Source organism: Amycolatopsis nigrescens CSC17Ta-90 (genome assembly GCF_000384315.1).
GTDB classification, from domain to species: Bacteria; Actinomycetota; Actinomycetes; order Mycobacteriales; family Pseudonocardiaceae; genus Amycolatopsis; species Amycolatopsis nigrescens.
The window spans coordinates 2,190,324-2,211,678 of record NZ_ARVW01000001.1 but is presented as its reverse complement, the minus strand read 5'-3'; the positions used below and the strand labels follow the sequence as shown (position 1 = coordinate 2,211,678).

23 protein-coding genes, 2 tRNA genes and 1 pseudogene are annotated in these 21,355 nt (G+C 67.5%); 14 read left to right on the top strand and 12 right to left on the bottom strand.

The genetic code is table 11. The annotated features are described in order from the left end of the window. Positions 1–95 precede the first annotated feature (95 nt). Complete coding sequence (locus AMYNI_RS0110180) at positions 96–1,229, top strand: S16 family serine protease (RefSeq protein ID WP_157357318.1); 1,134 nt, start codon at positions 96–98, stop codon at positions 1,227–1,229. A gap of 14 nt (positions 1,230–1,243) precedes the next feature. On the opposite strand, the gene AMYNI_RS0110175 is transcribed toward AMYNI_RS0110180, so the two are convergent. Next, a complete protein-coding gene (locus AMYNI_RS0110175; RefSeq protein WP_020667900.1) occupies positions 1,244–1,807 on the bottom strand; it encodes a PPA1309 family protein in 564 nt (187 codons plus the stop codon). Between the two features lie 168 nt (positions 1,808–1,975). Between AMYNI_RS0110175 and AMYNI_RS0110170 the strand changes: the two genes are divergently transcribed. The 3 genes from AMYNI_RS0110170 to AMYNI_RS48975 all read left to right on the top strand — a co-directional run bounded on the left by AMYNI_RS0110170 (position 1,976) and on the right by AMYNI_RS48975 (position 6,523). Then, on the top strand, positions 1,976–4,912 hold the full coding sequence (locus AMYNI_RS0110170) for a UPF0182 family protein (RefSeq protein ID WP_020667899.1): 2,937 nt from the start codon (positions 1,976–1,978) through the stop codon (positions 4,910–4,912). 85 nt (positions 4,913–4,997) lie between these two features. Beyond that, a tRNA-Met gene (locus AMYNI_RS0110165) sits at positions 4,998–5,071 on the top strand. Between the two features lie 930 nt (positions 5,072–6,001). Beyond that, complete coding sequence (locus AMYNI_RS48975) at positions 6,002–6,523, top strand: hypothetical protein (protein ID WP_157357317.1); 522 nt, start codon at positions 6,002–6,004, stop codon at positions 6,521–6,523. A 6-nt stretch (positions 6,524–6,529) separates the two neighbouring features. Here AMYNI_RS48975 and AMYNI_RS0110155 read toward each other — a convergent pair whose 3' ends face one another. Beyond that, entirely contained in the window at positions 6,530–6,721 is a 192-nt protein-coding gene (locus AMYNI_RS0110155; protein WP_020667897.1) for a DUF397 domain-containing protein, read from the bottom strand. An 11-nt stretch (positions 6,722–6,732) separates the two neighbouring features. Further along, on the bottom strand, positions 6,733–7,581 hold the full coding sequence (locus tag AMYNI_RS0110150) for a helix-turn-helix domain-containing protein (protein ID WP_020667896.1): 849 nt from the start codon (positions 7,579–7,581) through the stop codon (positions 6,733–6,735). 175 nt (positions 7,582–7,756) lie between these two features. Here AMYNI_RS0110150 and AMYNI_RS0110145 point away from each other — a divergent pair, with 175 nt between their 5' ends. After that, the gene (locus AMYNI_RS0110145; RefSeq protein WP_020667895.1) at positions 7,757–8,038 is read left to right on the top strand and encodes a hypothetical protein; all 282 of its coding nucleotides are present in this window, start codon (positions 7,757–7,759) and stop codon (positions 8,036–8,038) included. Positions 8,039–8,078: 40 nt separating this feature from the next. On the opposite strand, the gene AMYNI_RS0110140 is transcribed toward AMYNI_RS0110145, so the two are convergent. The 8 genes and pseudogenes from AMYNI_RS0110140 to AMYNI_RS49535 all read right to left on the bottom strand — a co-directional run bounded on the left by AMYNI_RS0110140 (position 8,079) and on the right by AMYNI_RS49535 (position 13,699). Next, entirely contained in the window at positions 8,079–9,305 is a 1,227-nt protein-coding gene (locus AMYNI_RS0110140; RefSeq protein WP_020667894.1) for a styrene monooxygenase/indole monooxygenase family protein, read from the bottom strand. 30 nt (positions 9,306–9,335) lie between these two features. Beyond that, positions 9,336–9,932 carry a GTP-binding protein gene (locus tag AMYNI_RS0110135; protein WP_026360254.1) on the bottom strand — a complete coding sequence of 199 codons (597 nt, stop codon included), beginning with the start codon at positions 9,930–9,932 and terminating at the stop codon, positions 9,336–9,338. Continuing rightward, positions 9,907–10,248 carry a DUF742 domain-containing protein gene (locus tag AMYNI_RS0110130; RefSeq protein WP_020667892.1) on the bottom strand — a complete coding sequence of 114 codons (342 nt, stop codon included), beginning with the start codon at positions 10,246–10,248 and terminating at the stop codon, positions 9,907–9,909. The genes AMYNI_RS0110135 and AMYNI_RS0110130 overlap by 26 nt, the downstream gene beginning before the upstream one ends. Before the next feature lie 34 nt (positions 10,249–10,282). Continuing rightward, positions 10,283–10,744, bottom strand: coding sequence for a roadblock/LC7 domain-containing protein (locus tag AMYNI_RS0110125; protein WP_020667891.1), 462 nt, complete (start codon positions 10,742–10,744; stop codon positions 10,283–10,285). Further along, a complete protein-coding gene (locus AMYNI_RS0110120) occupies positions 10,741–12,009 on the bottom strand; it encodes a sensor histidine kinase (RefSeq protein WP_026360253.1) in 1,269 nt (422 codons plus the stop codon). The genes AMYNI_RS0110125 and AMYNI_RS0110120 overlap by 4 nt, the downstream gene beginning before the upstream one ends. A gap of 192 nt (positions 12,010–12,201) precedes the next feature. Next, positions 12,202–12,909 (bottom strand): annotated as a pseudogene (locus tag AMYNI_RS44310) (response regulator). After that, positions 12,906–13,235: an ATP-binding protein gene (locus AMYNI_RS47175; RefSeq protein WP_020667888.1), complete on the bottom strand. Its 330-nt coding sequence runs from the start codon at positions 13,233–13,235 to the stop codon at positions 12,906–12,908. Before AMYNI_RS47175 ends, AMYNI_RS44310 begins: the two are co-directional and overlap by 4 nt. Next, on the bottom strand, positions 13,157–13,699 hold the full coding sequence (locus tag AMYNI_RS49535; protein WP_169515731.1) for a histidine kinase: 543 nt from the start codon (positions 13,697–13,699) through the stop codon (positions 13,157–13,159). Before AMYNI_RS49535 ends, AMYNI_RS47175 begins: the two co-directional genes overlap by 79 nt. Positions 13,700–13,765: 66 nt before the next feature. Here AMYNI_RS49535 and AMYNI_RS49530 point away from each other — a divergent pair, with 66 nt between their 5' ends. Continuing rightward, on the top strand, positions 13,766–13,945 hold the full coding sequence (locus AMYNI_RS49530; RefSeq protein WP_040405654.1) for a hypothetical protein: 180 nt from the start codon (positions 13,766–13,768) through the stop codon (positions 13,943–13,945). Between the two features lie 172 nt (positions 13,946–14,117). Continuing rightward, a complete protein-coding gene (locus AMYNI_RS0110100) occupies positions 14,118–15,230 on the top strand; it encodes a hypothetical protein (RefSeq protein ID WP_020667886.1) in 1,113 nt (370 codons plus the stop codon). Here AMYNI_RS0110100 and AMYNI_RS0110095 read toward each other — a convergent pair. Continuing rightward, positions 15,220–15,711: a tetratricopeptide repeat protein gene (locus tag AMYNI_RS0110095; RefSeq protein WP_020667885.1), complete on the bottom strand. Its 492-nt coding sequence runs from the start codon at positions 15,709–15,711 to the stop codon at positions 15,220–15,222. The genes AMYNI_RS0110100 and AMYNI_RS0110095 overlap by 11 nt on opposite strands. Positions 15,712–15,828: 117 nt before the next feature. Between AMYNI_RS0110095 and AMYNI_RS0110090 the strand changes: the two genes are divergently transcribed. The 7 genes from AMYNI_RS0110090 to AMYNI_RS0110060 all read left to right on the top strand — a co-directional run bounded on the left by AMYNI_RS0110090 (position 15,829) and on the right by AMYNI_RS0110060 (position 21,336). Next, positions 15,829–15,902: transfer RNA gene (locus AMYNI_RS0110090), tRNA-Met, on the top strand. A gap of 558 nt (positions 15,903–16,460) precedes the next feature. Then, positions 16,461–16,961 carry a PadR family transcriptional regulator gene (locus AMYNI_RS0110085; protein ID WP_026360252.1) on the top strand — a complete coding sequence of 167 codons (501 nt, stop codon included), beginning with the start codon at positions 16,461–16,463 and terminating at the stop codon, positions 16,959–16,961. A 68-nt stretch (positions 16,962–17,029) separates the two neighbouring features. After that, the gene (gene prfB, locus AMYNI_RS0110080) at positions 17,030–18,133 is read left to right on the top strand and encodes a peptide chain release factor 2 (RefSeq protein ID WP_020667883.1); all 1,104 of its coding nucleotides are present in this window, start codon (positions 17,030–17,032) and stop codon (positions 18,131–18,133) included. A gap of 128 nt (positions 18,134–18,261) precedes the next feature. After that, the gene (gene ftsE / locus AMYNI_RS0110075) at positions 18,262–18,951 is read left to right on the top strand and encodes a cell division ATP-binding protein FtsE (RefSeq protein ID WP_020667882.1); all 690 of its coding nucleotides are present in this window, start codon (positions 18,262–18,264) and stop codon (positions 18,949–18,951) included. Between the two features lie 57 nt (positions 18,952–19,008). After that, complete coding sequence (gene ftsX / locus AMYNI_RS0110070; protein WP_020667881.1) at positions 19,009–19,908, top strand: permease-like cell division protein FtsX; 900 nt, start codon at positions 19,009–19,011, stop codon at positions 19,906–19,908. A 53-nt stretch (positions 19,909–19,961) separates the two neighbouring features. Beyond that, a complete protein-coding gene (gene smpB / locus AMYNI_RS0110065) occupies positions 19,962–20,438 on the top strand; it encodes an SsrA-binding protein SmpB (protein WP_026360251.1) in 477 nt (158 codons plus the stop codon). A gap of 1 nt (position 20,439) precedes the next feature. Then, positions 20,440–21,336, top strand: coding sequence for an amidohydrolase family protein (locus tag AMYNI_RS0110060; RefSeq protein ID WP_020667879.1), 897 nt, complete (start codon positions 20,440–20,442; stop codon positions 21,334–21,336). Positions 21,337–21,355: the final 19 nt, after the last annotated feature.

Here is a 21,355-nt window from a genome sequence, read left to right as displayed (position 1 = left end):
CGAGCCACCCTCCGGGCGGCCCCCGTCGACTGAATCGTGCATGACACTCATGGCCTCCACCGAGAACCTACGCCCCCCACCGTACGCTGTCTCGGGTGAGTGAGCCCCGCGACGAAGCCGCAGCCCCAGGTGCCGGGCAGGCGAGCACAGTGCAGCCGGACTGGTCCCACCATATTCCGCCACCAGAGAAAGACGAGCGCACGCGCCTGACCCGACGCGGCTGGACGGTACTGCTCAGCGGCGCGCTGGTGCTGGTGTTCGGGCTGGTCGGCGCGCTGGTCCGGGTGCCTTACGTCGCGATCGGCCCAGGCCCGACCTACGACACGCTCGGCGAAGCCTCCGGTCAGCCGGTGATCCAGATCGACGGGCAGCAGACCTATCCCACCTCGGGCGAGCTCCGCATGACCACCGTTTCGATCAACGACGAGATGACGCTGTTCGGTGCGCTCGGGCTGTGGGTGAGCGGCCGGTATGCGCTGGCACCGCGCGAGGAGTACTTCAAGCCCGGCGAGAGCGACGAGCAGGTCAAGCGGGAGAACGTCAAGCAGTTCGAAGACTCGCAGAGCAACGCCGAGGTCGCCGCGCTGCGACACCTCGGCTTCCCGACGAAGGTGCTGGCGAACAACCTCGTTCCCGGCAGCCCCGCCGACCACGTGCTCTCCGCCGGCGACCGGCTGCTGATGGTGAACGGCAAGCGGATCGTGAACGAGGAGGACGTCCGCGCCGCGCTGGCCGGCACCCTGCCCGGCGAGACGATCTCGGTCAGCTTCCAGCACGAAGGCCAGCCGGAGCGCACCGAGTCGCTGACACTGGCGCAGAACCCGGACCGGCCGGAGGGCTTCATCGGCCTCGCGCCGATCGACCGGGCGGACGTGCCGTTCGACGTCAAGATCCAGCTGCAGGACGTGGGCGGGCCGTCCGCCGGGCTGATGTTCGCGCTGGCCATCGTGGACCGGCTGACCCCCGGTGAAATGGTGGCGGGCGAGCACGTCGCGGGCACCGGCGAGATCACCGAGAAGGGCGAGGTCGGCCCGATCGGCGGCATCTCGTTCAAGGTGGTGGGTGCGCGCGAGGCCGGCGCCACGGTCTTCCTCACCCCGGCGGCCAACTGCGCCGAGGCGGCCGCGGCGGTGCCGGACGGGCTGAAACTGGTCAAGGTGACGACCCTGGACAGCGCGCTGACCGCGCTCGACGACCTGCGGACGGGGCGGCCGGCGCCGTCCTGCTGATCAACTGAGAAGTACTAGGGAGCGAAGGTGGCTCGGAGCGCGTCCAGCAGGTTCGGGGCGAGTTCTGGGTGCTCGATGATCTCGTCGATCGGTTCCGTGCCGCTTTCGTCGTCGTCCGGGCGGCTGACTCCGCGCAGCCGCATCACGCACGCACCGGTTCCGGCGCGCACCACCGCGGCCACCAGTCGCGCCTCGGTGCGCCGGGGATGGTCCGCGGCGGCTTGGCGCAGCCGTTCGGCGTCGGTGTCTTCGCCGGGCAGTTCGGCCTCGGCGTCCGGCGGCAGCACGATGATCTCCTGGGCCAGCGCACAGCCGACTACCGCGTCCGGCCAGGCGATCCTGGCCAGCGACTCGGCCAGGTCACCATCGGGCAGCTGTTCCTGGGCGACCGGGGTGAGGTGGCTGTCCGGGTCGAGCTGCTCGGCCAGTTCGGGTTGTTCGCGAAGCAGTGCTTCGGTCGGTACTAGGGCGAACAACTGCGGCGGCTGGTCCCAGCCACCGCTCGCCACGAACTCCTCGACCTCGCGGGCGATCGCCGCCACGTTCGCGTCCGCCGGCTGGTTCTCGCTCTCTGCCATGGCGACATCGTGGCAGGCGAGTCGGAAGGCGCCCGCACCAGCGCCGGAATTGCGTCCGGTTTGGGTGGTTCCGGGAACTCGAAGCACCGTCCGTAGAGTTAGGTAACCAGGGGCAACGGGCAGTCCCGTCGTCCCGGCAACAAAATCACGACAACAGGAGCGTGCGCAGTGGCCACTCGGCCCCCTGTCAGCCTACCGAAGCTGTCCCGGCGCAGCCGGATTCTGCTGATCATCGCCGCCGTTATCGTGCTGGTGCTGCTGCTCGGTGCCCGGCTGCTGGATACTTACGTGGACTGGTTGTGGTTCGGTGAGGTGGGTGCGCGCAGCGTGTTCACCACCCAGCTGCTGACCAGGATCGTGTTGTTCTTCGCGGTCGGCATCCTGGTGGGTGGCGTGCTGGCGCTGAGCCTGCTGATCGCGTACCGCACCAGACCGGTGTTCGTGCCGATCTCCGGCGCGGACGATCCGCTGGCCAGGTACCGCTCGACGGTGGTCGGCCGGATCAGGCTGTTCGGCATCGGCATCCCGGTGATCGCCGGGCTGATCGCGGGGGCGAGCGGGCAGGCCGACTGGCAGCGCGTGCAGCTCTTCCTCAACGGCACCGACTTCAACCAGACCGACGCCGAGTTCGGTCACGACATCGGCTTCTACGCCTTCGATCTGCCGTTCTACAACTGGCTGCTCGGCTGGGTGTTCATCTCGCTGGTGGTCGGGTTCATCGGCGCGCTGATCGCGCACTACCTGTTCGGCGGCATCCGGCTGGCCGGCAAGGGCGGGCAGCTGGCCGGCCCGGCGAGGGTGCAGCTGCTGGTCACCATCGGGCTGTTCGTGCTGTTCAAGGCGGTCGAATACTTCCTGGACCGGTACAACCTGTTGTTCTCCGGGCGGAACTCGCTGTTCACCGGTGCCAGCTACACCGACTTGAACGCGGTGCTGCCGGCGAAGTGGATCCTGCTGTGCATCTCGATTTTCGTGGCGATCGCGTTCTTCGCCGGTGCCTTCCTGCGCAACGTGCAGTTGCCGGCGATCGCACTGGTGCTGCTGATCCTGTCCGGCATCCTGGTCGGCGCGGCATGGCCGGCGGTGCTCGAGCAGTTCTCGGTGAAGCCGAACGCGAACGAGAAGGAAGCCCAGTCGATCCAGCGCAATATGGATGCCACCAGGCAGGCATACGGGCTGACCGACGTGAGCTACGAGGACTACAGCGGAAAACCCGAGGCGACGGCCGCGACCATCAAGGCCGATCAGAGCACCGTCCCGAACATCCGGTTGCTCGACCCGAACGTGCTTACCCCGACCTTCACCCAGCGTGTCGGCCGGGAGAACTTCTACGGGTTCCCGGAGAAGCTCGACGTGGACCGTTACACGGTGGACGGCGATACGCAGGACTACATCGTGGCGGCCAAGGAGATCAGGACCGAGGGCCTGTTCGACAACCAGAAGACCTGGATCAACCGGCACCTGGTCTACACGCACGGGAACGGGTTCGTCGCCGCGCCGGCCAACAAGATCGACCGCGCGGTGGAGGGTGCCAACAGCGACGGCGGCTACCCGGTCACCACCACCAGTGACACGCAGAACCCGACCGCCGGTGGCATCAAGGTCGACGAGCCCCGGATCTATTACGGGGAGCTGGCCACCGACTACGCGATCGTCGGCGGCGAGCAGGGCAAGGCGCCGGGGGAGTACGACACCGCGGCGGACCGCAGCTATCTGTACAAGGGCAGCGGCGGGGTGCCGATCGACAACTGGTTCAACCGCCTGGTGTTCGCCGCCGAGAACGGCGAGCGCAACATCCTCTTCTCGGACGCCATCAGCGAAGGCTCCAAGATCATGTACAACCGGGACCCGCGGGAGCGGGTCGGCAAGGTCGCGCCCTGGTTGAAGGTGGACGGCGACCCGTACCCGGCGGTGGTGGACGGCAAGATCCAGTGGATCGTCGACGGTTACACCACGATCGACAACTTCCCGTATGCGCAGAAGACCGGGTTCGGCCAGGCCACCCAGGACTCGCTCTCCGGCGTGGCCAGGCAGGCGAACAACTCCATCAACTACATCCGCAACTCGGTCAAAGCCACCGTGGACGCGTTCAACGGCACCGTGACGCTGTACCAGGTGGACGACAAGGATCCGGTGCTCAAGGCGTGGGAGAAGGTGTTCCCCGGCACCGTCAAGCCGCAGTCGGAGATCTCGCCGGATCTGCGGGCGCACTTCCGGTATCCGGAGGACATGTTCAAGGTTCAGCGCGAGCTGCTGTCGAAGTACCACGTGAAGGATCCGGGTGAGTTCTTCAGCACCCAGACCTTCTGGAACGTGCCGCAGGACCCGACCCAGGAGGGCGGCCTGGACGTGAACGGCAACGGGCCGAAACAGCCCGCGTACTACGTGCTGGCAGGGGTCCCCGGCGAGAACAACCAACAGCGTTTCCAGCTCACCAGCTCGCTGACCGCCTTGCAACGGCAGTATCTGGCGGCCTGGGTTTCGGTGTCTTCCGATCCGCAGGACTACGGCAAGATACGAGTGCTCCGGCTACCCAACGACGGCAGCAACCAGACCGACGGTCCGGTCCAGGTGCAGAACAGATTCCAGAGTGACCAGGGGTTCGCCCAGCAGCGGACACTGCTCGGCAACCAGAGCGTTGACATCATCAACGGAAACCTGCTCACCCTGCCGGTGGGGAACGGGTTCCTCTACGTGGAACCGATCTATATCCGTCAGCGAAACCAGAACAGCTACCCCCAGCTGGCGCGGGTACTGGTGGCGTATGGGCCGAGGATTGGTTTCGACACCAACCTCGACAAGGCGCTCGCGAAGGTCTTCGGTGAAGGCGCGGCCGGGGCGACGACCCCGCCGGAACAGCCGTCCACACCGCCGACCGATCCCACCACCACGCCGCCGACCCAGTCGCAGGGCGTGCCGCTCCCGCAGCCGGGCCAGGGCAACGCGGCACTGGACCAGGCCGTGGCCGACATCCAGACGGCGCTCGGCAAGCTCAGGGCGGCTCAGCAAAGTGGGAACTTCACCGAGCAGGGTGCGGCGCTTGCCGAACTCGACGCCGCTTCGAAGCGCTATGACGAGGCAAAGGGCGCCGGCGGCACGGGGTAACACCCCCGGCAGGTGACGCTGGTTACCCAAGTGACACCTGCTTTGCACCCCGCAGCCAGCGGGGCGTAAGGTGGGTATCACACAACGCGGGGTGGAGCAGTTCGGTAGCTCGCTGGGCTCATAACCCAGAGGTCGCAGGTTCAAATCCTGTCCCCGCTACAGAGGCTGGGAGGCGTGTGCTCGCGGAATTCGCGAGCCGCGCCTCTTTCGCATTTCACTGGGGGTCGGACCCCCAGACCCCCGCCAGGGAGGGCTCCGCCCCCCTGGACCCCCCGAATGGCTGAGTGGCGGGTAGCTGTGTGGCTAGTGGCTGCGAGTGGGGTTGGTTATTTACTGCCTTCACTCATTTGGGGGTATCTACTATCGGAGGTCGAAACTAGCCTGGCAGGCAGAGGGTGGGTCTCTTATTGTGGGGTTTGGTCGTCGCGCTCGTCGAATGTTCGAGGGTGAGTTTATCTCGTGAATTGAGTGTGTCTCCGGCCGGGAACCCGCTGTCTACTGATGAGTGTCAGTCCATCTGCTACAGGGGAGAAATTTTGTTCAAAGTGGCGAGGCCGCTGGTAGCACTGTTTTCTGGGTTCTTGCTCAGCGCATTCATTGGAGCCGCTCCGGCTAGTGCCGGTGAGCCTGGTTTAGTACAGGAAGTTCCGCTGGAGAGTTGCTTCAACGGGGCTGCCGGCCCGTACGATGTGGTCCAAACCGTATCAATTGGGGCCACCGACTATCGACTGTTGTGTGGTGACCCGACCAAGGGTCTATTGCACATCGAAGATGGCCACCCAGTCCGGACCGACTCCGGGAACTTTCTCAAGTGCACGGCCGGGACGTTGACGTTCGGTACAACGGAGCCGGGGAAGGTGCCCAACTCAACGCTTTTCACTTACGCCAACGCGGGCTCGGGTACTACGGGATTTGTGCTCACTGACAACAGCACTCACGACATGCTGACCGCATACACCTCCAACCCTGGCAGCCCGGTAAGTAACAACTGGGCGGGATGTGCCGTGGGTATCGGCTGACGAACCCGTCGAGGTGGGTCGCAATGGGTGACTTCTTGCGACCCACCTCTTTGTCAAGAATCAGAGGGAGGTGAACGAGTCGTTTTCCGTTGAACTCACGTTCAGGTATGGTTGGTTTGACTTTGGTTTGCGCCACGAGACGGGATCTGCTGACTTCAGAGCCACCAATCTTGTGAACTCCCTGCGGGAGCTTGTCGAAGCGGTTGAAGCTATTTCAAATGGTGCTCGACTGTGTTCGACCTCGTTTCCCGCAGAGCCCGGAGGGCACTTCATCGACTTCGCGCAATCTGCCACCGGGATGAGCGGTGTGGTTGTGAGCAGCTACCAGGATGCGGGCTGGCTCGGCACCGAGAAGACGTGGTTGCCTCGTCGTGGAGACATGATCGCCGGACTTGCCGTCCCCACGGCGGAGCTCGTCCGGGTGTTCACCCGCGAGTTCCGTGAGGCCCGCCGTCGTGATACCGACTCCTCTGGCTATATGCCGCAGTGGGGGTGGCAGTTCCCGATTACGGCACTGGACCGCCTTGAATCCTCGGCTGAGAAGCACGGGTACCGCGCGAACCAAGCGGGCGGGGCCGCTCGGAGCGAGTGACCGCGGTCAGCGGAGGGTGTTCAGGAAAGCGGCGAAGGTGGTGGGGGTGAGGGGGAGGACGCCGCCAGCGGGGTGCTTGGAGTCGCGGACGGCGACCAGGTCGGGGGCGTGGGAGACCTCGACGCACTCCGCGTTGGAGCCGCTGTAGCTGGACTTGTGCCAGATGGCGTTGGGAAGGTCTGCTCCGGTCAGCGCCATCTCAAAGCTCCCTACTCCTGGTCGTGCTCCTGTGCGACGCTCGCAACGAGGTCGATGGACTCCGAGCTGTTCAGAGCCACCTGCCTCAGTTTATCCATCTCACCGCGGTAGAACGCCACTTCAGAAGACTCCTCCAGGAAGAGCCCGGAAATCTTGTGATCGAGATACACCACCGGTTTGGCCTTCTCGAAGTCCAGAAAATGGAAAGAGCCGTCCAGGCCGGGGTGGCCGCCTAGCGACAGGGGCAATACTCGCAGGCTGAAATTAGCCCGTTCGGTGGACTCGATGAGGTGGCGGAGTTGGCGGACCATGATCTTGGGATCGCCGAGTACGCGGCGTAGAACCATCTCATCCACGATGACTTCGAAACCCGGCGGGTTGTGCCTCGACAGAATCATCTGCCGGCCCATGCGAGCCGCCACCCGGGCATCGATGTCCTGTTTGCTTATGCGGCAGGCTTCCATCACCGCGCGGATGTAGTCCGGGGTTTGGAGGAGTCCGGGGACCAGGAGGGGGTGGAACGTGAAGATGGCGGTGGCGTCGGACTCCAGTTGGATGAGGGTTTTGCTCTCCTTGGAGAGGCTGGTGTGGGAGTCCCACCAGCCTTCCTGGCCGGAGCGTTCGGCCATCTTGAGCAGGCGGTCGCGCTCCTGGCCGATCACGCTGTAGATCACCAGAATCGAAGCGGTGTCCGCTACGCTGATGCCCTGCTGGCCGGTCTCGATGCGGGAAAGTTTCGACGGCTGCCAGCCGAGGACGGTCGCCACCTCGACGCCGGTCTTCCCCCTGTCCTGTCGCAGTAGCCGCAATTCTCCGCCGAGGCCGCGGCCGCTCACGGTGGCCTGTTTCGAACTGGTCATCCCCTGCTCCTTGATAGCGTCCTTGCGCTGAGTGATTATCTGTGTACTCTCTACCGCCTCAATTGGCAAATGAGGAATACACCGCGGAAATTGCGAGGGGCGCAAAATGGAGAGAGGCAATGAAGCGAAGCTATGGCGTACGGCGTGCGAAGGGCTTTCGTTCACTGAAGCGGATATGAAGCTGGCTATCCGGCTGCTGCATTCCGAGCACGCGCCACGCCGGTTCTCGTTGATCGGCGTGCACCGCGACCAGGACGGCGACGTCTGGGATCTGGAGATCGTCGGCTGGGGTCTGCAATGGCGCGACGAGGCGCTCGCCTACCTACCTCCGACACCGCACAGCAAGACCGTCTACTGCCAGGGGAGCACGGCGGAAACGATCGTCGCCAGGTACGGCCACGAGAACGACCTGCTACTGGCCTGGATCGACCCCGAAACCCCAGGTCAGCGGTCGTGAGTGAAAAGTGTTGCCGGGGCAACACTTTTCACTCACGACGTCAGACGGTGGCCAGGTAAGTCGCCGCCTTTTCCGGATCGAGGAACCAGTGCTGGAAGTCCGAAGGGTCTTCGAAGCCGTTGGCGAAACGCCGCGCGACAGCGGGCTTCTGGCCGGCCGCGCCGAGGATCTCCAGGACGTGCGGGGGCGGCGGCTGGAGCATCGCGTTGGTCCAGGTCGTCACGTGCTGCGCGTAGGTCCAGTAGTCGTCGAAGGCCGCCTGCATCCAGGCACGGTCGAACGGCTGGTCACCGCGGGCCAGAATGGACTCCAGGTAGGACGCGGCGCACTTGCTGGCGTTGTTCGAGCCCTGCCCGGTGATCGGGTCGTTCGCCACCACCACATCGGCCATGCCGAGCACGTTGCCGCCGGAGGGCAGCTCGCCGGCCGGGCGGCGCACCACCGGGGTGTAACCGCCGGCCAGGGTGGCCCGGTCGTCGGTCAGCTCCACCTCACCGCAGCGCGCGTACTCCCATGGCAGGTACTGCTTGATCAGCCCCAGCATCCGGTCCAGATGATCCTGCGCGGACGGCCGGTCCGAGAAGCAGTCCAGCGGACCGCCGGGAATGCCCTCGAAGAACAGGATCTCGCAGTTACCGGTGAGCGTGTAGCCCGGAATGATGAACAGCTCGCCGACGCCAGGGATGATGTTGAACCGCACCGCCGAGTAGTCCGGATGCTCCGGCCGCGGCGCCAGCCCGTGCACATAGGCGACCGAAAGCGCGCGCTGCGGCTTGGTGTACGGGGAAAGCTCCGGGTCGCGGTCGAACAACTGCACCAGTTCGCCCTTGCCGGCGGCCACCACGACCAGGTCGTACAGCGTGGCCAGCGAGTTCAGGTCGGCGGTGGTCACCCCGTGGATGACCAGCTTGCCGCCGCGTTCCTCGAACAGCTCCAGCCAGCCCGCCATCTTCACCCGCTGGTCCACCGACTGCGCGTAGGCGTCCAGCTTGGCCACCCAGTCCAGCGCCCTGCTGCCGTCCGGCGCGGCGACGGACAACCCGAGGCCCTCCACCCGGACGGTCTCGGCCTCCCACAGGTTCAGCTCGTGGTCCCGTTCGTGCTGCAGCGCCGTGTTGAACATGCACTGGGTGGACATCACCTTGCCGGCGCGGATCTCGTCCGGGGTGCGCGCGGACATCACCGTGACGTCGTAATCGTGGTCCAGCAGGCTCAACGCGAGCTGCAAGCCGGACTGCCCGGCGCCGACGATCAGAACCTTGCGCATATTCGCTATCCCCTCCAAGGAGAAACGGTCTCAGCCGGGGGTGGAAACCTTCGCCAGCGCGAGAGTGTGCGTGACGAGCTCGCGCAGCGCCTCCACCGAAGAGGCGCGGTCGCGGGCGTCGCAGGCGATCAGCGGTGTGTCCGGGCTCAGCGCGAGCGCGTCGCGCACCTCGTCCAGCTCGTGCCGGAGCTCTCCGTCGAACAGGTTGACCGCGACGATGAACGGCAGGTCGGAGTCGTTCTCGAAGTAGTTGATGGCCGCGAACGACTCGTCGATCCGGCGGGTGTCCACCAGCACGATCGCGCCGAGCGCACCGCGCGAGAGGTCGTCCCAGAGGAACCAGAACCGCGGCTGGCCCGGCGTGCCGAACAGGTACAGCAGCAGGTCCGAATGCAGGGAGATCCGGCCGAAGTCCATCGCCACGGTGGTGGTCGACTTCTTGCCGTTCGGGGGCAGGTCGTCGACGCCCTCGCTGGCTTCAGTCATCCACGCTTCGTTGTTCAGCGGCGGTACTTCGGACACCGAGCCGACCATGGTGGTCTTGCCGACCCCGAACCCACCGGCGATGACGATCTTCGCGGAGATGGTCAGCAAACCCGTTTCAGACGGGTAGCTGCTTGAGTCCATCGAGGATCCTCTCGAGCACGTGGTGGTCGTTCTGGTACGCGTAGGCGGTGGGGTGGATGAAGATCGCGCCCTGCGACGCCAGATCGCTGACCAGGACGCGGATGACGCCGAGCGGCAGCGCGAGCGCCACCGAAAGCTCGGCGATGGAGATCTGCACGCGCGCGCGTTCGTAGAGCGCGCGTGACTCCGGCATCAGCGCGTCGCTGAGCGAAGGGTCGTACTGGGGGACCGAGATCAGCGTCTCCACCAGCAGGTGGTGCCGGGTTCTGGTGCGGCCGCCGGTCAGGGCGTACGGCCGGACTCGTCTGCTCCGCATCTTCTTCGCGGGCTTCGCCGGGGCGACTGGGGCCTCATCGCTGGACAGGGTCAGCACCTCCTGGTCCCGGCCGGCGGGCGGTGAGCACCTGCCGCAGGTCGGCACGTGCGTCGGAGGTCAGCACGTGGCCGGCGTTCGCCACGAACTGGGTCATCTCGTAGGCGACCACCTTCATGTCGCATTCCGGCCCGGTCAGCACGGCAAGGCCGGCGCCGGTGCCGATGCCCATGAACAGGAAGTACCCGTGCGTGAGCCGGATGATGATCTGCTCGCAGGACCCCTTCCCGAACAGGGCCGCGCTGTTGCCGGCGAGGCTGAGCAGCCCGCTGGAGATGGCCGCGAGCTGCTCCGCGTCGTCCACGCCGACCGCCTCCGAAGCGGTCAGCGGGAAGCCGTCCGAGGACATGATCAAGGCGTGCGTGACACCGTGCACCTTCTGCACGAAGTCGTTGAGCAGCCAGGTGAAGTCGCTCTTGCTGGGGCTGTCGGTGGTCACTGCTGGTTTCCCTCGGCTGGTTTCTCGCTGCCGCCGTCACCCTGCTGCGCACGCGCTTCCCGCTCACCGTCGGAGAACGCGCCGAGATCGGCGATCAACTGCTCGTGCCCGGCCTTCTCGTCGAAGACGGACGGTTGTGACGGTGGGCTGGTGTCCGCGTTCTTGATGCTGCGGGAAACCCGCCTCGGCAGCCCGTTCGGCGTCGTCCCCGTGCTCGCTGGGTTCGCCGCGGGCGACGGGGCCGTGGTCGGTCGCGGCCGGGGCGGTGCGGGGGCGTGCGTGCCGCCGGCCCGCCTTGGTAGCCCGGAGCTGGTCGTGGTGCCGGACCGGCGCGGGATGGCGGCGGCGGGTTTCGGGGCGGGGGTCGCCTTGCGCGGCGCGCCGGCCTGGGGCAGCACCACGGTCTGCGAGCCGGACCAGGTCGCCTCCGGCAGTTCGCAGACCAGGCTGCCCGGCAGCAGCACGGTGGCGGTGGTGCCGTGCGGGCTGCGGCGGTCGAGCTTGGCGCGCATGCCGTGCCGGTCGGCGAGCCGGCGCACCACGGCCAGGCCCATGTGCTGCACGGAGTCGTTGTCCAGCACCGGATCCGCGGCGAGCCGTTCGTTGATGACCTGCAGCCTGCCGTCCGGCAGGCCGATTCCCTCGTCCTCGATCCGGAGCAGCACGCTGCCCTCTTCGGTGAGGTGCGCGCTCACCCGGACGGCGGAGTCCGGCGGCGACTGGTTGGCCGCGTTGTCCAGCAGTTCGGCGAGCAGCCGGCTCAGGTCCTCGGCGGCGAAACCGACCACGCCGAGGGAGACCACCCGGCCGATGGTGATCCGGGAGTAGTGGTCGATGGAGGACATCGCCGCGCGGACCACGTCGACCACGGACGCGGTCTCGGAGACCGAATCGCTCGCGTCCCGGCCGGCCAGCACGCGCAGGTTCTCCGCGTTGCGCCGCAGCCGGGTGGCGAGGTGGTCGAGGCGGTACAGCTCGCCGAGGCGATCCTGGTCCTCTTCCTTCTCTTCCATGTCTTCGAGTTGCGCGAGCAGCGCGTCCACCAGGTTGAGGTCGCGCAGTGCGACGCTGGCGCAGATGCCCCCGAGGGCTTCTTCGGCGTTGCCGCTCGACGGCCGCGGCCGGGGAGCTTCGATGATCCGGGGTGGTGCCGGCGGTGTTTGCCCTGTTTGCCTTGGGGTGGCAAGCATTTGCGCGGCCGCTTCGCGGGAGCGGTCGAGGAGCACCCTTGAGCGATTCAGCAGTTCACGAGCCCGTGTCGCCATTGTCTCCCTTAGGTCTCTCGAAACGTACGGGTCCCGTTGGTCATCCGCGGCCCGGCGACGCCGAACATGTAATCAGAGAGGTCCCGCCATGTCCACAAAAAGTCTCTGTTTGGTCGCTCACGGTTAACTTGCGTGATCATCCTTTATGGACAGTCGCGGGCACGGGCAGGCTGGCTGACTTCGGGTTTTCCGTCAGTCGCGCAGCAAACCCGCGGACCAGGCCCAGCCGGCGATGCCAACCCGGTTACGCACAGCTAACTTCCGCTGGATGCTCGCGACGTGGTTCTTGGCCGTACCGGCGCTGATGAACAGCTCGGCCGCGATGTCGGCGTTGCCGTAGCCGCGGGCGACCAGCGCGGCGACCTCGCGCTCCCGGCCGGTGAGCGGTTCCGCCGGTTCGCGCTCGGCCGGCGCGGGATCGGTGAGATGGCGCAGCAGCCGCACGGTGATCTGCGGGCTGATCAGCGCGCGACCGGCACCGCAACCTGGATGACCAGGCACTGAGCGCGGTTCAGCCCGCCGGCGCATGAGGCGATGACACAGTGTCGCCTGCCATCGCCGCGCGGACCGCCTCCACCAGCAAAGCAGGCCCGGACCGCTTGAGCAGGAAGCCGCAGGCCCCGCCGCGAAGCGCGTCGTGCACGTACTGGTCCAGGTCGGACCGGATCGGCGACCCCAGGACCGGCCAGCCGCCGGGTGAGCTCCAGGCCGTCCATCTTCGGCATCCGGACGTCCGCGAGCACCACGTCCGGGCGCACCGTCCTGGCCAGCTCCAGCGCGGCGGCGCCGTCCGCGGCCTCGGCCACCACCCGCATGTCCGGCTGTGCGTCCAGCACCATCGCCGAACGCGCTGCGGATGCCCTCCTGATCGTCCGCGAGCAGGATCCTGGTGCCGGTCACATCGGCTCCGGCAACGGCAGCGTGGCCAGCACGCGCCAGCCGTCGCCGTGCGGCCCCGCCCGCAGCGTGCCGGCCAGTGCCTCCACCCGCTCGGTCAGCCCCGGCAGGCCGAGGCCGCCGAGCCTGGCCGGCTCCACGGCCGCCAGATCGCTCAGATCGTTGATGATCGACACCTCCACCTCGTTCCCGCCGCTGCGCACGAGCACCTCCACCCGTGCGGCGGCGGACGCGTGCCGCCGGATGTTCGTCAGCGCCTCCACCACGATCCGGTGCACGGTCGGCGCCAGCTCGCGCGGGATGCGCTCGGCGAGGCCGGGCTCCACCACCAGCCGGACCTCGGCCGAGCTGGTCGCGGCGAACCGGCCGGTGAGCTCGCCGAGATCTTCGATCCCGGCCGCGTCTTCGGCTCGTCCTCGGTATCAGGTGAGTCCTCGTGCAGCATGTGCACCGTCCGGTCCATCGAGGACATCGCCTTCAACCCGGCGGTTTCGATCCGGCGCAGCGCGACCAGCACGGCTGGGTCGGGTTCGCCGGCGAGTTGCGCGGCCTGCGCCTGCGCGATCATCTCGCTGAGGTCGTGCGCCACGTAGTCGTGCAGGTCACGGGCGAGGTCGAGGCGCTGGGCACGGCGGGCCGCGGCCACCGCGCGGTCGCGCGCGTTCTGCTGATACCGGAAGTACAGCCCGACGGCCGCCGCGAAGGCCGGGCCGAGCGCCCAGAACGCGGCGCCGTGGCCAGTACCGCCGGCCTGGCCGGAGACCAGCGCGCCACCAGCATCGCCAGCAGGCACAGCACCAGCACCTCGAGCAGTCCCCAAGCGGGCAGCGGCGGCAGACCCAGCGCGACCGTCGCGACCGTGGCCAGCACGGACGAGGCCGCGGCCGCGACGGTCAGCCAGGGGCGCCCGGCCGGCCACCACAGCCCGGCGGTGAGCAGCGCCGCGGTACCCACCGCGAGCGGGATGCCGACCGGCTTGAGCGCGGCGAACACGGCGAGCCCGGCGGTACAGACCAACTGCCCCGCCGTTGACCAGTAAGTTCCGCGCATGTTCCGAGTCTAGGAAGCGCCAGGCCGGTCCGGGAGTGCCGATCGGCATGGTCACCCCGGCCGATGGCGGTCGGAACGTCCCGATCGGCAGCTGTCCGCGTCCGCCCGTCCGGACCAGCCTTGAGGTGTCGGTTTTTTCTCCCACCGCAAGGAGTTCGGTCATGGCCACGGAAACCGCCGCACCGCGGGGCAAGATCTTTCGCAGGCTGTTCCGACGCTGGCCGTCGTGGTCCGGGTACGCCGCCGCGACCTGGTCGTTCGGCTACGGCCTGCTGGGTCTGCTGTGGACGCTCGGCGTGCCGGGATTCCCGTTCGGCGAAGGTGACGTGCCCGACGCCAGGGAAGAATCGCTGCTCGGCGGCGCGACCGCGGCCGGCACCGCGCCGGTGCTCGCCGCGCTCGGTTTCGCCGGCGCGCTGGTGGCGCTGACGCTGGCCAGAGCACCGGCGCGAGGACCGGCCAGGCCGGTGTTGCTGGTACTCGGCGGGGCGGTCGCGCTGCTGCTCACCGTGCTGGTTTCGGACCAGCGGGTGCTGGTCGCCGTCGCCTACACGCCGCTGGTGCTGGTCGGCATCCCGTTCGGCTGGCCGCCGATCAGCTACGCCGAAGCGGTGCAGAAACTGCTGCCGTGGCCCACCGTCAACGTGCTGATCTGCCTGGTAGGCGGGCTGTTCTGGGTGGGCGCCACGATCGCGTACCAGCGGCGCGGCCGGCAGGCCTGCGGCAACTGCGGGCGGACCGGACTGGCACCGGCGAACTGGACCACTCCCGCCGCGGCCGCCCGCTGGGGCCGGTGGGCCGCCTACACCGCGGCCTTCGTGCCGCTCATCTACGCGGTGATCCGCTGGGCATGGGCGTTCCACATCCCGCTGGCCATCTCACCGGAGTTCTTCCGCGAACTGCACCAGAACGGCCTGATCTGGGCCGGCGCCTACCTGGCCACCTTCGCCGCGGCCGGCGGCCTGCTCACCGTCGGGCTGGTGCGGCGCTGGGGCGAGATCTGGCCGAGGTGGGTGCTCGGGCTGGCGGGCAACCGGGTGCCGCCCGCCTTCCCGATCACCGCGGCCACGTTGGTCACCATCGCACTGGCCTCGGCCTCTTCGGTAGTGATCCGGCTTTCCGACTGGACCGACCCGGCCGCACTGCTGCGGAACCCGATGACCTTCTGGCCACTGTGGGCGGTCGGCCTCGGCGCGGCGACGCTGGCCTACTACTTCCGAACCCGCGGCGCCTGCCTGATCTGCGGCCGCGACGAGCGGGCCGTCAGTCCTTGACGGCCTCGGCGTACCTCGCCAGCGACGCGTTGTACCGAGGCAGATGCTTCGACAGCGCGCCGAGGGCGAGGGCCAGCGCGTCCCCCGGACGGCCGGTGTCGGCGAGCGCCAGCGCGAGAAAGGCGTCCACCGCGTCGTCGAGCTCGTCCGAACCGGTGGTGCGCTCGGCGACAAGTAGCTCAACGCTCTGCTCCGGATGGCCGAGGTTGCGCAGAGTGCTGGCCAGCTGGATGGTCGCGCGGCGACGGCGGATGCCGGTCAGCCCGCTCGCCAGCGCCTGCCGGTACCGGGGTGCCGCGTCCGCACCACGGCCGGTGGAGTCCAGCGCGGAAGCCAGCTCGAAAAGCGCGACCGGATGGTCGGCGGCCAACTCGGCGGTCAGTTCCTCCACCTTCGCGACGAACTCGGCGTCGTCGTACTGCTCGATGGCCGCCCACAGGTCGGCGATCCGCTGCTCCCAGGCAGGCTCGGTGCTTGTCATACCGGAAGTATGACCTCGCCGATATGGTGGAATCGAAGCAGGTCAGCACGCACGTTCGGGGCTTAGTGGGACCCACTGTGCGGCACCGGAACCGACCGCGTAAAGTAATCCCTACGACGCGGGGTGGAGCAGTTCGGTAGCTCGCTGGGCTCATAACCCAGAGGTCGCAGGTTCAAATCCTGTCCCCGCTACAGAGGCTGGGAGGCGTGCGCTCGCGGAAGTTACGCGAGCCGCGCCTCTTTTGCATTTCACACTGGGGGTCGGACCCCCAGACCCCCGCCAGGGAGGGCTCCGCCCCCCTGGACCCCCCGAATGGCTCCAGTGCGAGTAGCTGTGTGGCGTTTTCCGGGGTGGGGGGCGTTGCCCCCTTGCCCCCCGGTGGTGGGTGCGTGGGGTTGTTGGCGGGGCGTTTTGGGTGGGCGGGAGAGGGGTCTTGCGGTTGAGGGGCAGTTTTGGGGGGGGGGGGGGGAAGGGACAGTGGTGGGGTGATGGTGGGTATAGCGTGGGTTAGCTGGGGTTTTGGGGAAAGTGGGTCCTGGCGGGTGTGGGGCTTGTGGGTAGTTTTGCGGTGCACGGGCGGGTGCACGGGCACTTGATGTTGGTCTACAAAGGACTATGTCAGGTCATTAGGCCGTTTGAGGGGTTGTCGCCACGGAACGTGGTTATTGGCGGGCAGTATGACTAGCCATTGTGGACAGATATGGTGACCACTGTGGACACAGTCGGAGAAAAGTGGGACCGTGGGTGGCGTGTCCGAATTGAATGCAACAGCCGCCGCTCTGCTTGGTCTGCTCCACGACGGTCCCGCCACTGGCGGGCAGCTGGTCGCCGGAGCCGATGAGCGATTCGGCGCCTTCTTCAGCGTGACCCGCAGCCAGGTCTACCGGGAGCTGCCCGCGCTGTCCAAAGAAGGCCTCGTCCGACTCGGCAAGCAGGGCCCGCGCTCCAGTCAGCAGTACGTCATCACCGCGGCCGGCAAGAAGGCCTTCAAGGGCTGGCTCACCGCCGACTCCGGTCCAGACCACCTGCGCAGTCCGCTGATCCTGCGCCTCGTGCACGCCGCTTCGCTCACCGCGAAGCAACGCGCGACGCTGATCGACACCGCGCGGGCCACCTACAGCCAGGAGTTGGACGAGGCGAAGGCCGCGACCAAGGCAGCAGAGGACGCCTACGCGAAGGCGGTGGCCGAGTTCGGCCAGGCGCACGCCAAGGCGGCACTGAAACTGCTGGACTCGGTCGCTCAGTCCTGAACGCACACAAAGAGGCTGTGGCCGGTTACCCGTAACCGGCCACAGCTCTTGGCGTAACGTTGACCGGCGTGAGCGCTGAGTTTGAAACTGACCTGAAAGACCTCGCCGGCAAGCTGACGCAGGTCGAAACGGTGATGGATCTGGACGCGCTGCGGGCCCAGGTCGCCGAGCTGGAGGAACAGGCATCCAGCCCGAACCTCTGGGACGACCCCGACGCGGCCCAGAAGGTGACCAGCCAGCTCTCCCACCGGCAGAGCGAGCTGCGCCGTGTCGTCGAGCTGCGCCAGCGCGTCGACGACCTGTCGGTGCTGTTCGAGCTGGCCGTGGCCGAGGGCGACGCGTCCAGCCGCGCCGAAGCCGAAGCCGAGCTCACGAACCTGACCAAGGACATCGACGGGCTCGAAGTGCGCACGCTGCTGTCCGGTGAGTACGACGCGCGCAACGCCGTGCTGACCATCCGGTCGGAGGCCGGCGGGGTGGACGCCGCCGACTGGGCCGAGATGCTGATGCGGATGTACCTGCGCTGGGCCGAGCGGCACTCGTACCCCACCGACGTCTACGACATCTCCTACGCCGAAGAAGCCGGGATCAAGTCGGCCACCTTCAAGGTCACCGCTTCCTACGCCTACGGCACGCTGTCCGTCGAACAGGGCACCCACCGGCTGGTGCGGATCTCGCCGTTCGACAACCAGAGCCGGCGCCAGACCTCCTTCGCGCACGTCGAGGTGCTGCCCGAGGTCGAGGAGGTGGACCACGTCGAAATCCCGGAGAAGGACATCCGGGTGGACGTCTACCGCTCGTCCGGCCCCGGCGGGCAGAGCGTGAACACCACCGACTCCGCGGTCCGGCTGACCCACCTGCCGACCGGCGTGGTGGTCTCCTGCCAGAACGAGAAGTCGCAGCTGCAGAACAAGGCCGCCGCGATGAAGGTGCTCCAGGCCAAGCTCCTCCAGCGCAAGAAGGAGGAGGAGCGCGCCGAGATGGACGCGCTCAAGGACGGCGGCTCCAGCTGGGGAAACCAGATGCGGTCCTACGTGCTGCACCCGTACCAGATGGTCAAGGACCTCCGCACCGAGTTCGAGGTCGGCAACCCGAGCTCCGTGCTGGACGGCGAGATCGACGGCTTCCTGGAGGCCGGTATCCGCTGGCGCAAGCAGTCCGCGGGGGCGTGAGACCGCGCCGGTGAGCGGACCGCGTTCAGTGGTCGGGGGTCCACCCACCGTGTCCGCACGTGCGGAGCGCGCCGCCGGAGTGGGCGCCAACCCGGGCTTAACCGGCGCCATGAGTAGGATGCCAAACCGTGATCCGGCTCGAAGAGGTTTCCAAGGTCTACAAGACCTCGACCCGCCCCGCTCTGGAAAGGGTTTCGGTCGAGGTGGACAAGGGTGAGTTCGTCTTCCTCATCGGCCCGTCGGGCTCGGGGAAGTCGACGTTCCTCCGGCTCCTGCTGCGCGAGGAGGTACCGAGCAAGGGCCGCGTCTTCGTGTCCAACTTCGACGTCGCCAAGATGGCCCGCCGCCGCGTCCCCCGGCTGCGGCAGACGATCGGCTGCGTCTTCCAGGACTTCCGGCTGCTCGGCAACAAGACCGTCGCGGAGAACGTGGCGTTCGCGCTCGAGGTGATCGGCAAGCCGAAGCTGACCATCCGCAAGGTGGTCCCCGAAGTGCTCGAACTGGTCGGCCTCGACGGCAAGGCGGACCGGCTGCCCACCGAGCTCTCCGGTGGTGAGCAGCAGCGCGTCGCGATCGCCAGGGCCTTCGTGAACCGGCCGCTGGTGCTGCTGGCCGACGAGCCGACCGGGAACCTGGACCCCGACACCAGCCAGGACATCATGCTGCTGCTGGAGCGGATCAACCGCACCGGCACCACCGTGCTGATGGCAACGCACGACCACTCGATCGTCGACTCGATGCGTCGCCGGGTGGTCGAGCTGCAGCTCGGCAAGGTGGTCCGCGACGACGCCCGGGGGGTTTACGGCGTGGGCCGTTAGCCCCCGAACACCCTTCCCCGCCCCCCGAATTCCCCCGACTCAAGGACATCCACCCCGATGCGCGCCAGTTTCGTGTTCAGCGAGGTCATCACCGGTCTCCGCCGGAACGTCACGATGACCATCGCGATGATCCTCACCACCGCGATCTCGCTCGCCATGCTGGGCGGCGGTCTCCTCATCGTGCGAACCATCGACAAGATGCAGGCCAGCTACCTCGACGATGTGGAGGTGGCCGTCTTCCTGACCGAGGACATCAGCGCGAACGACCCGAACTGCGCGCAGGCCACCTGCGCCCAGATCCGGAAGACGCTGGAGTCCAACTCGGCCGTGCAGTCGGTCGTGTACGAGAACCGGACCGACGCCTACAACCGGTTCCGCCAGATGTTCGAGGGCCAGCCGGAGCTGGTCGAGCTGGCCAGGCCGGAGTCGCTGCCGGCGTCGCTGCACGTCAAGCTGGTCGACCCGACCCGCAGTGACATCATCGTGCAGGAGTTCAGCGGGCAGCCCGGGGTGGACAAGGTCGACGACCAGAACAAGTTCCTGGACCGCTTCTTCGCCGGGCTCAACGGCGTGCGGGACCTCACGTTCATCCTCGCGGTGGTGGTGGCGCTAGCCGCGTTGCTGCTGATCTCCAACACCATCCAGGTGTCCGCGTTCACCAGGCGGACGGAGGTCGGCATCATGCGCCTGGTCGGCGCGACCCGCTGGTATACCCAGCTGCCGTTCCTGCTGGAGGCGGTGGTCGCCGGCGTGATCGGTGCGGTGCTGTCGATCGGGCTGCTGATCGGGGCGAAGTTCACCTTCTTCGACGAGGTGCTCGGCGCGACCAGCGGCATCATCCCGAACGTGCAGCTGCTCGACGTGTTCGTGCCGGTGGCGCCGATCCTGCTCGCGGTCTCGGTGCTGATCTCCGCCGTCACCGGTTACGTCACGCTCCGGTTGTACGTCCGCCACTGACCTGAGCGCTATTCGAGTGCCGGGCTGCGGAACTTCACGTAAAGTCGCGGATTATGCCCAAGGAACGTGGACGCAAAGTGATCGTGTCGAACCGCCGCGCGCGGCACGACTATTCGGTCCTGGACACCTACGAGGCCGGCCTGGTACTCGTCGGTACCGAGGTGAAGAGCCTGCGTGAGGGCAAGGCATCGCTGGCGGACGCGTTCGCCACGGTGGACGACGGCGAGGTGTGGCTGCGCAACGTGCACATCCCGGAGTACGTCCAGGGCACCTGGACCAACCACATGCCGCGCCGCACCCGGAAGCTGCTGCTGCACCGCGGCGAGATCGAGAAGCTGATCGGGAAGACCAAGGAGAGCGGGCTGAGCCTGGTGCCGCTGTCCATGTACTTCAAGGACGGCAAGGTCAAGGTCGAGATCGCGCTGGCGAAGGGCAAGAAGGCCTACGACAAGCGGCAGACACTGGCCAAGCGGGACGCGGACCGGGAAGTCTCCCGCGCGATGGGCCGCGCGCTGAAGGGCCGGTACTGAGTTGACGCCCGGCCCGGCGTCCGATGAGGACATTCCCGGCTGGGTGCGTTCGCTCGGCCTGGCCGGGCTGGTCGACCTGCACGTGCACTTCCTGCCGGAACGCGTGCTGGCCAAGGTGTGGGCGTACTTCGACGACGCCGACCGGCACTACGGCACGCCGTGGCCGGTGCACTACCGGCTGCCAGAGGACGAACGGATCGCCGTGCTGCGCAAGCTCGGCGTGCTGCGGTTCGCGCCGCTGGTGTACCCGCACAAGCCGGGCATGGCCGAGTGGCTGAACGGCTGGGTGGCCGAGTTCGCCGGGCAGGTGCCCGAGGCGGTGCCCACCGCGACCTTCTACCCCGAGCCGTCCGCCGCGTCCTATGTGGACAGCGCGCTGCGGGGCGGGGTGCGCTGCGTCAAGGCGCACGTGCAGATCGGCGGCTACGACCCGAGGGACGAGCTGCTGACGCCGGCGTGGGGCGCGCTCGCGGACGCCGGGGTGCCGGTGGTCGTCCACTGTGGGCACGGGCCGTTGCGCGGGTCCTTCACCGGCCTGGACGTGATCGAAGAGGTGCTGCGCCGACATCCCCGGTTGACGCTGGTGCTGGCGCACGCCGGGATGCCGGAGTTCCACGAGGCGGTCGCGCTGGCCTGCCGGTATCCGCGGGTGTATCTGGACACCACCATGGTCGGCGTGCGGTTCACCGACCAGTTCTCTCCGCTGCCGGCGGACTGGACCGACCTGCTGGCGCGGATTCCGGACCGGATCGTGCTGGGCACCGACTTTCCGAACATTCCGTACTCCTACGCCGAACAACTCGAGGCGATCGCCGGCTGGTCCGCCGACGATCGCCTCGGTTCCCCCTTCTTACGGGCCGTGCTGCACGACACCCCCGCCGCGCTGCTCGGCCTCTGACCGGCGTTTCCGCAGGTCA

What these genes read in the sequence shown, in the direction of transcription:
- ftsX (WP_020667881.1), top strand. Translation starts at nt 19,009, where the DNA reads ATGCGCGCCAGTTTCGTGTTCAGCGAGGTCATCACCGGTCTCCGCCGG.
- AMYNI_RS0110130 (WP_020667892.1), bottom strand. Translation starts at nt 10,248, where the DNA reads ATGCGGAGCAGACGAGTCCGGCCGTACGCCCTGACCGGCGGCCGCACC.
- smpB (WP_026360251.1), top strand. Translation starts at nt 19,962, where the DNA reads ATGCCCAAGGAACGTGGACGCAAAGTGATCGTGTCGAACCGCCGCGCG.
- AMYNI_RS0110120 (WP_026360253.1), bottom strand. Translation starts at nt 12,009, where the DNA reads ATGGCGACACGGGCTCGTGAACTGCTGAATCGCTCAAGGGTGCTCCTC.
- AMYNI_RS0110155 (WP_020667897.1), bottom strand. Translation starts at nt 6,721, where the DNA reads ATGGCGCTGACCGGAGCAGACCTTCCCAACGCCATCTGGCACAAGTCC.
- AMYNI_RS0110100 (WP_020667886.1), top strand. Translation starts at nt 14,118, where the DNA reads ATGGCCACGGAAACCGCCGCACCGCGGGGCAAGATCTTTCGCAGGCTG.
- AMYNI_RS0110145 (WP_020667895.1), top strand. Translation starts at nt 7,757, where the DNA reads ATGAAGCTGGCTATCCGGCTGCTGCATTCCGAGCACGCGCCACGCCGG.
- AMYNI_RS0110175 (WP_020667900.1), bottom strand. Translation starts at nt 1,807, where the DNA reads ATGGCAGAGAGCGAGAACCAGCCGGCGGACGCGAACGTGGCGGCGATC.
- AMYNI_RS0110150 (WP_020667896.1), bottom strand. Translation starts at nt 7,581, where the DNA reads ATGACCAGTTCGAAACAGGCCACCGTGAGCGGCCGCGGCCTCGGCGGA.
- AMYNI_RS0110140 (WP_020667894.1), bottom strand. Translation starts at nt 9,305, where the DNA reads ATGCGCAAGGTTCTGATCGTCGGCGCCGGGCAGTCCGGCTTGCAGCTC.
- AMYNI_RS0110095 (WP_020667885.1), bottom strand. Translation starts at nt 15,711, where the DNA reads ATGACAAGCACCGAGCCTGCCTGGGAGCAGCGGATCGCCGACCTGTGG.
- AMYNI_RS0110135 (WP_026360254.1), bottom strand. Translation starts at nt 9,932, where the DNA reads ATGGACTCAAGCAGCTACCCGTCTGAAACGGGTTTGCTGACCATCTCC.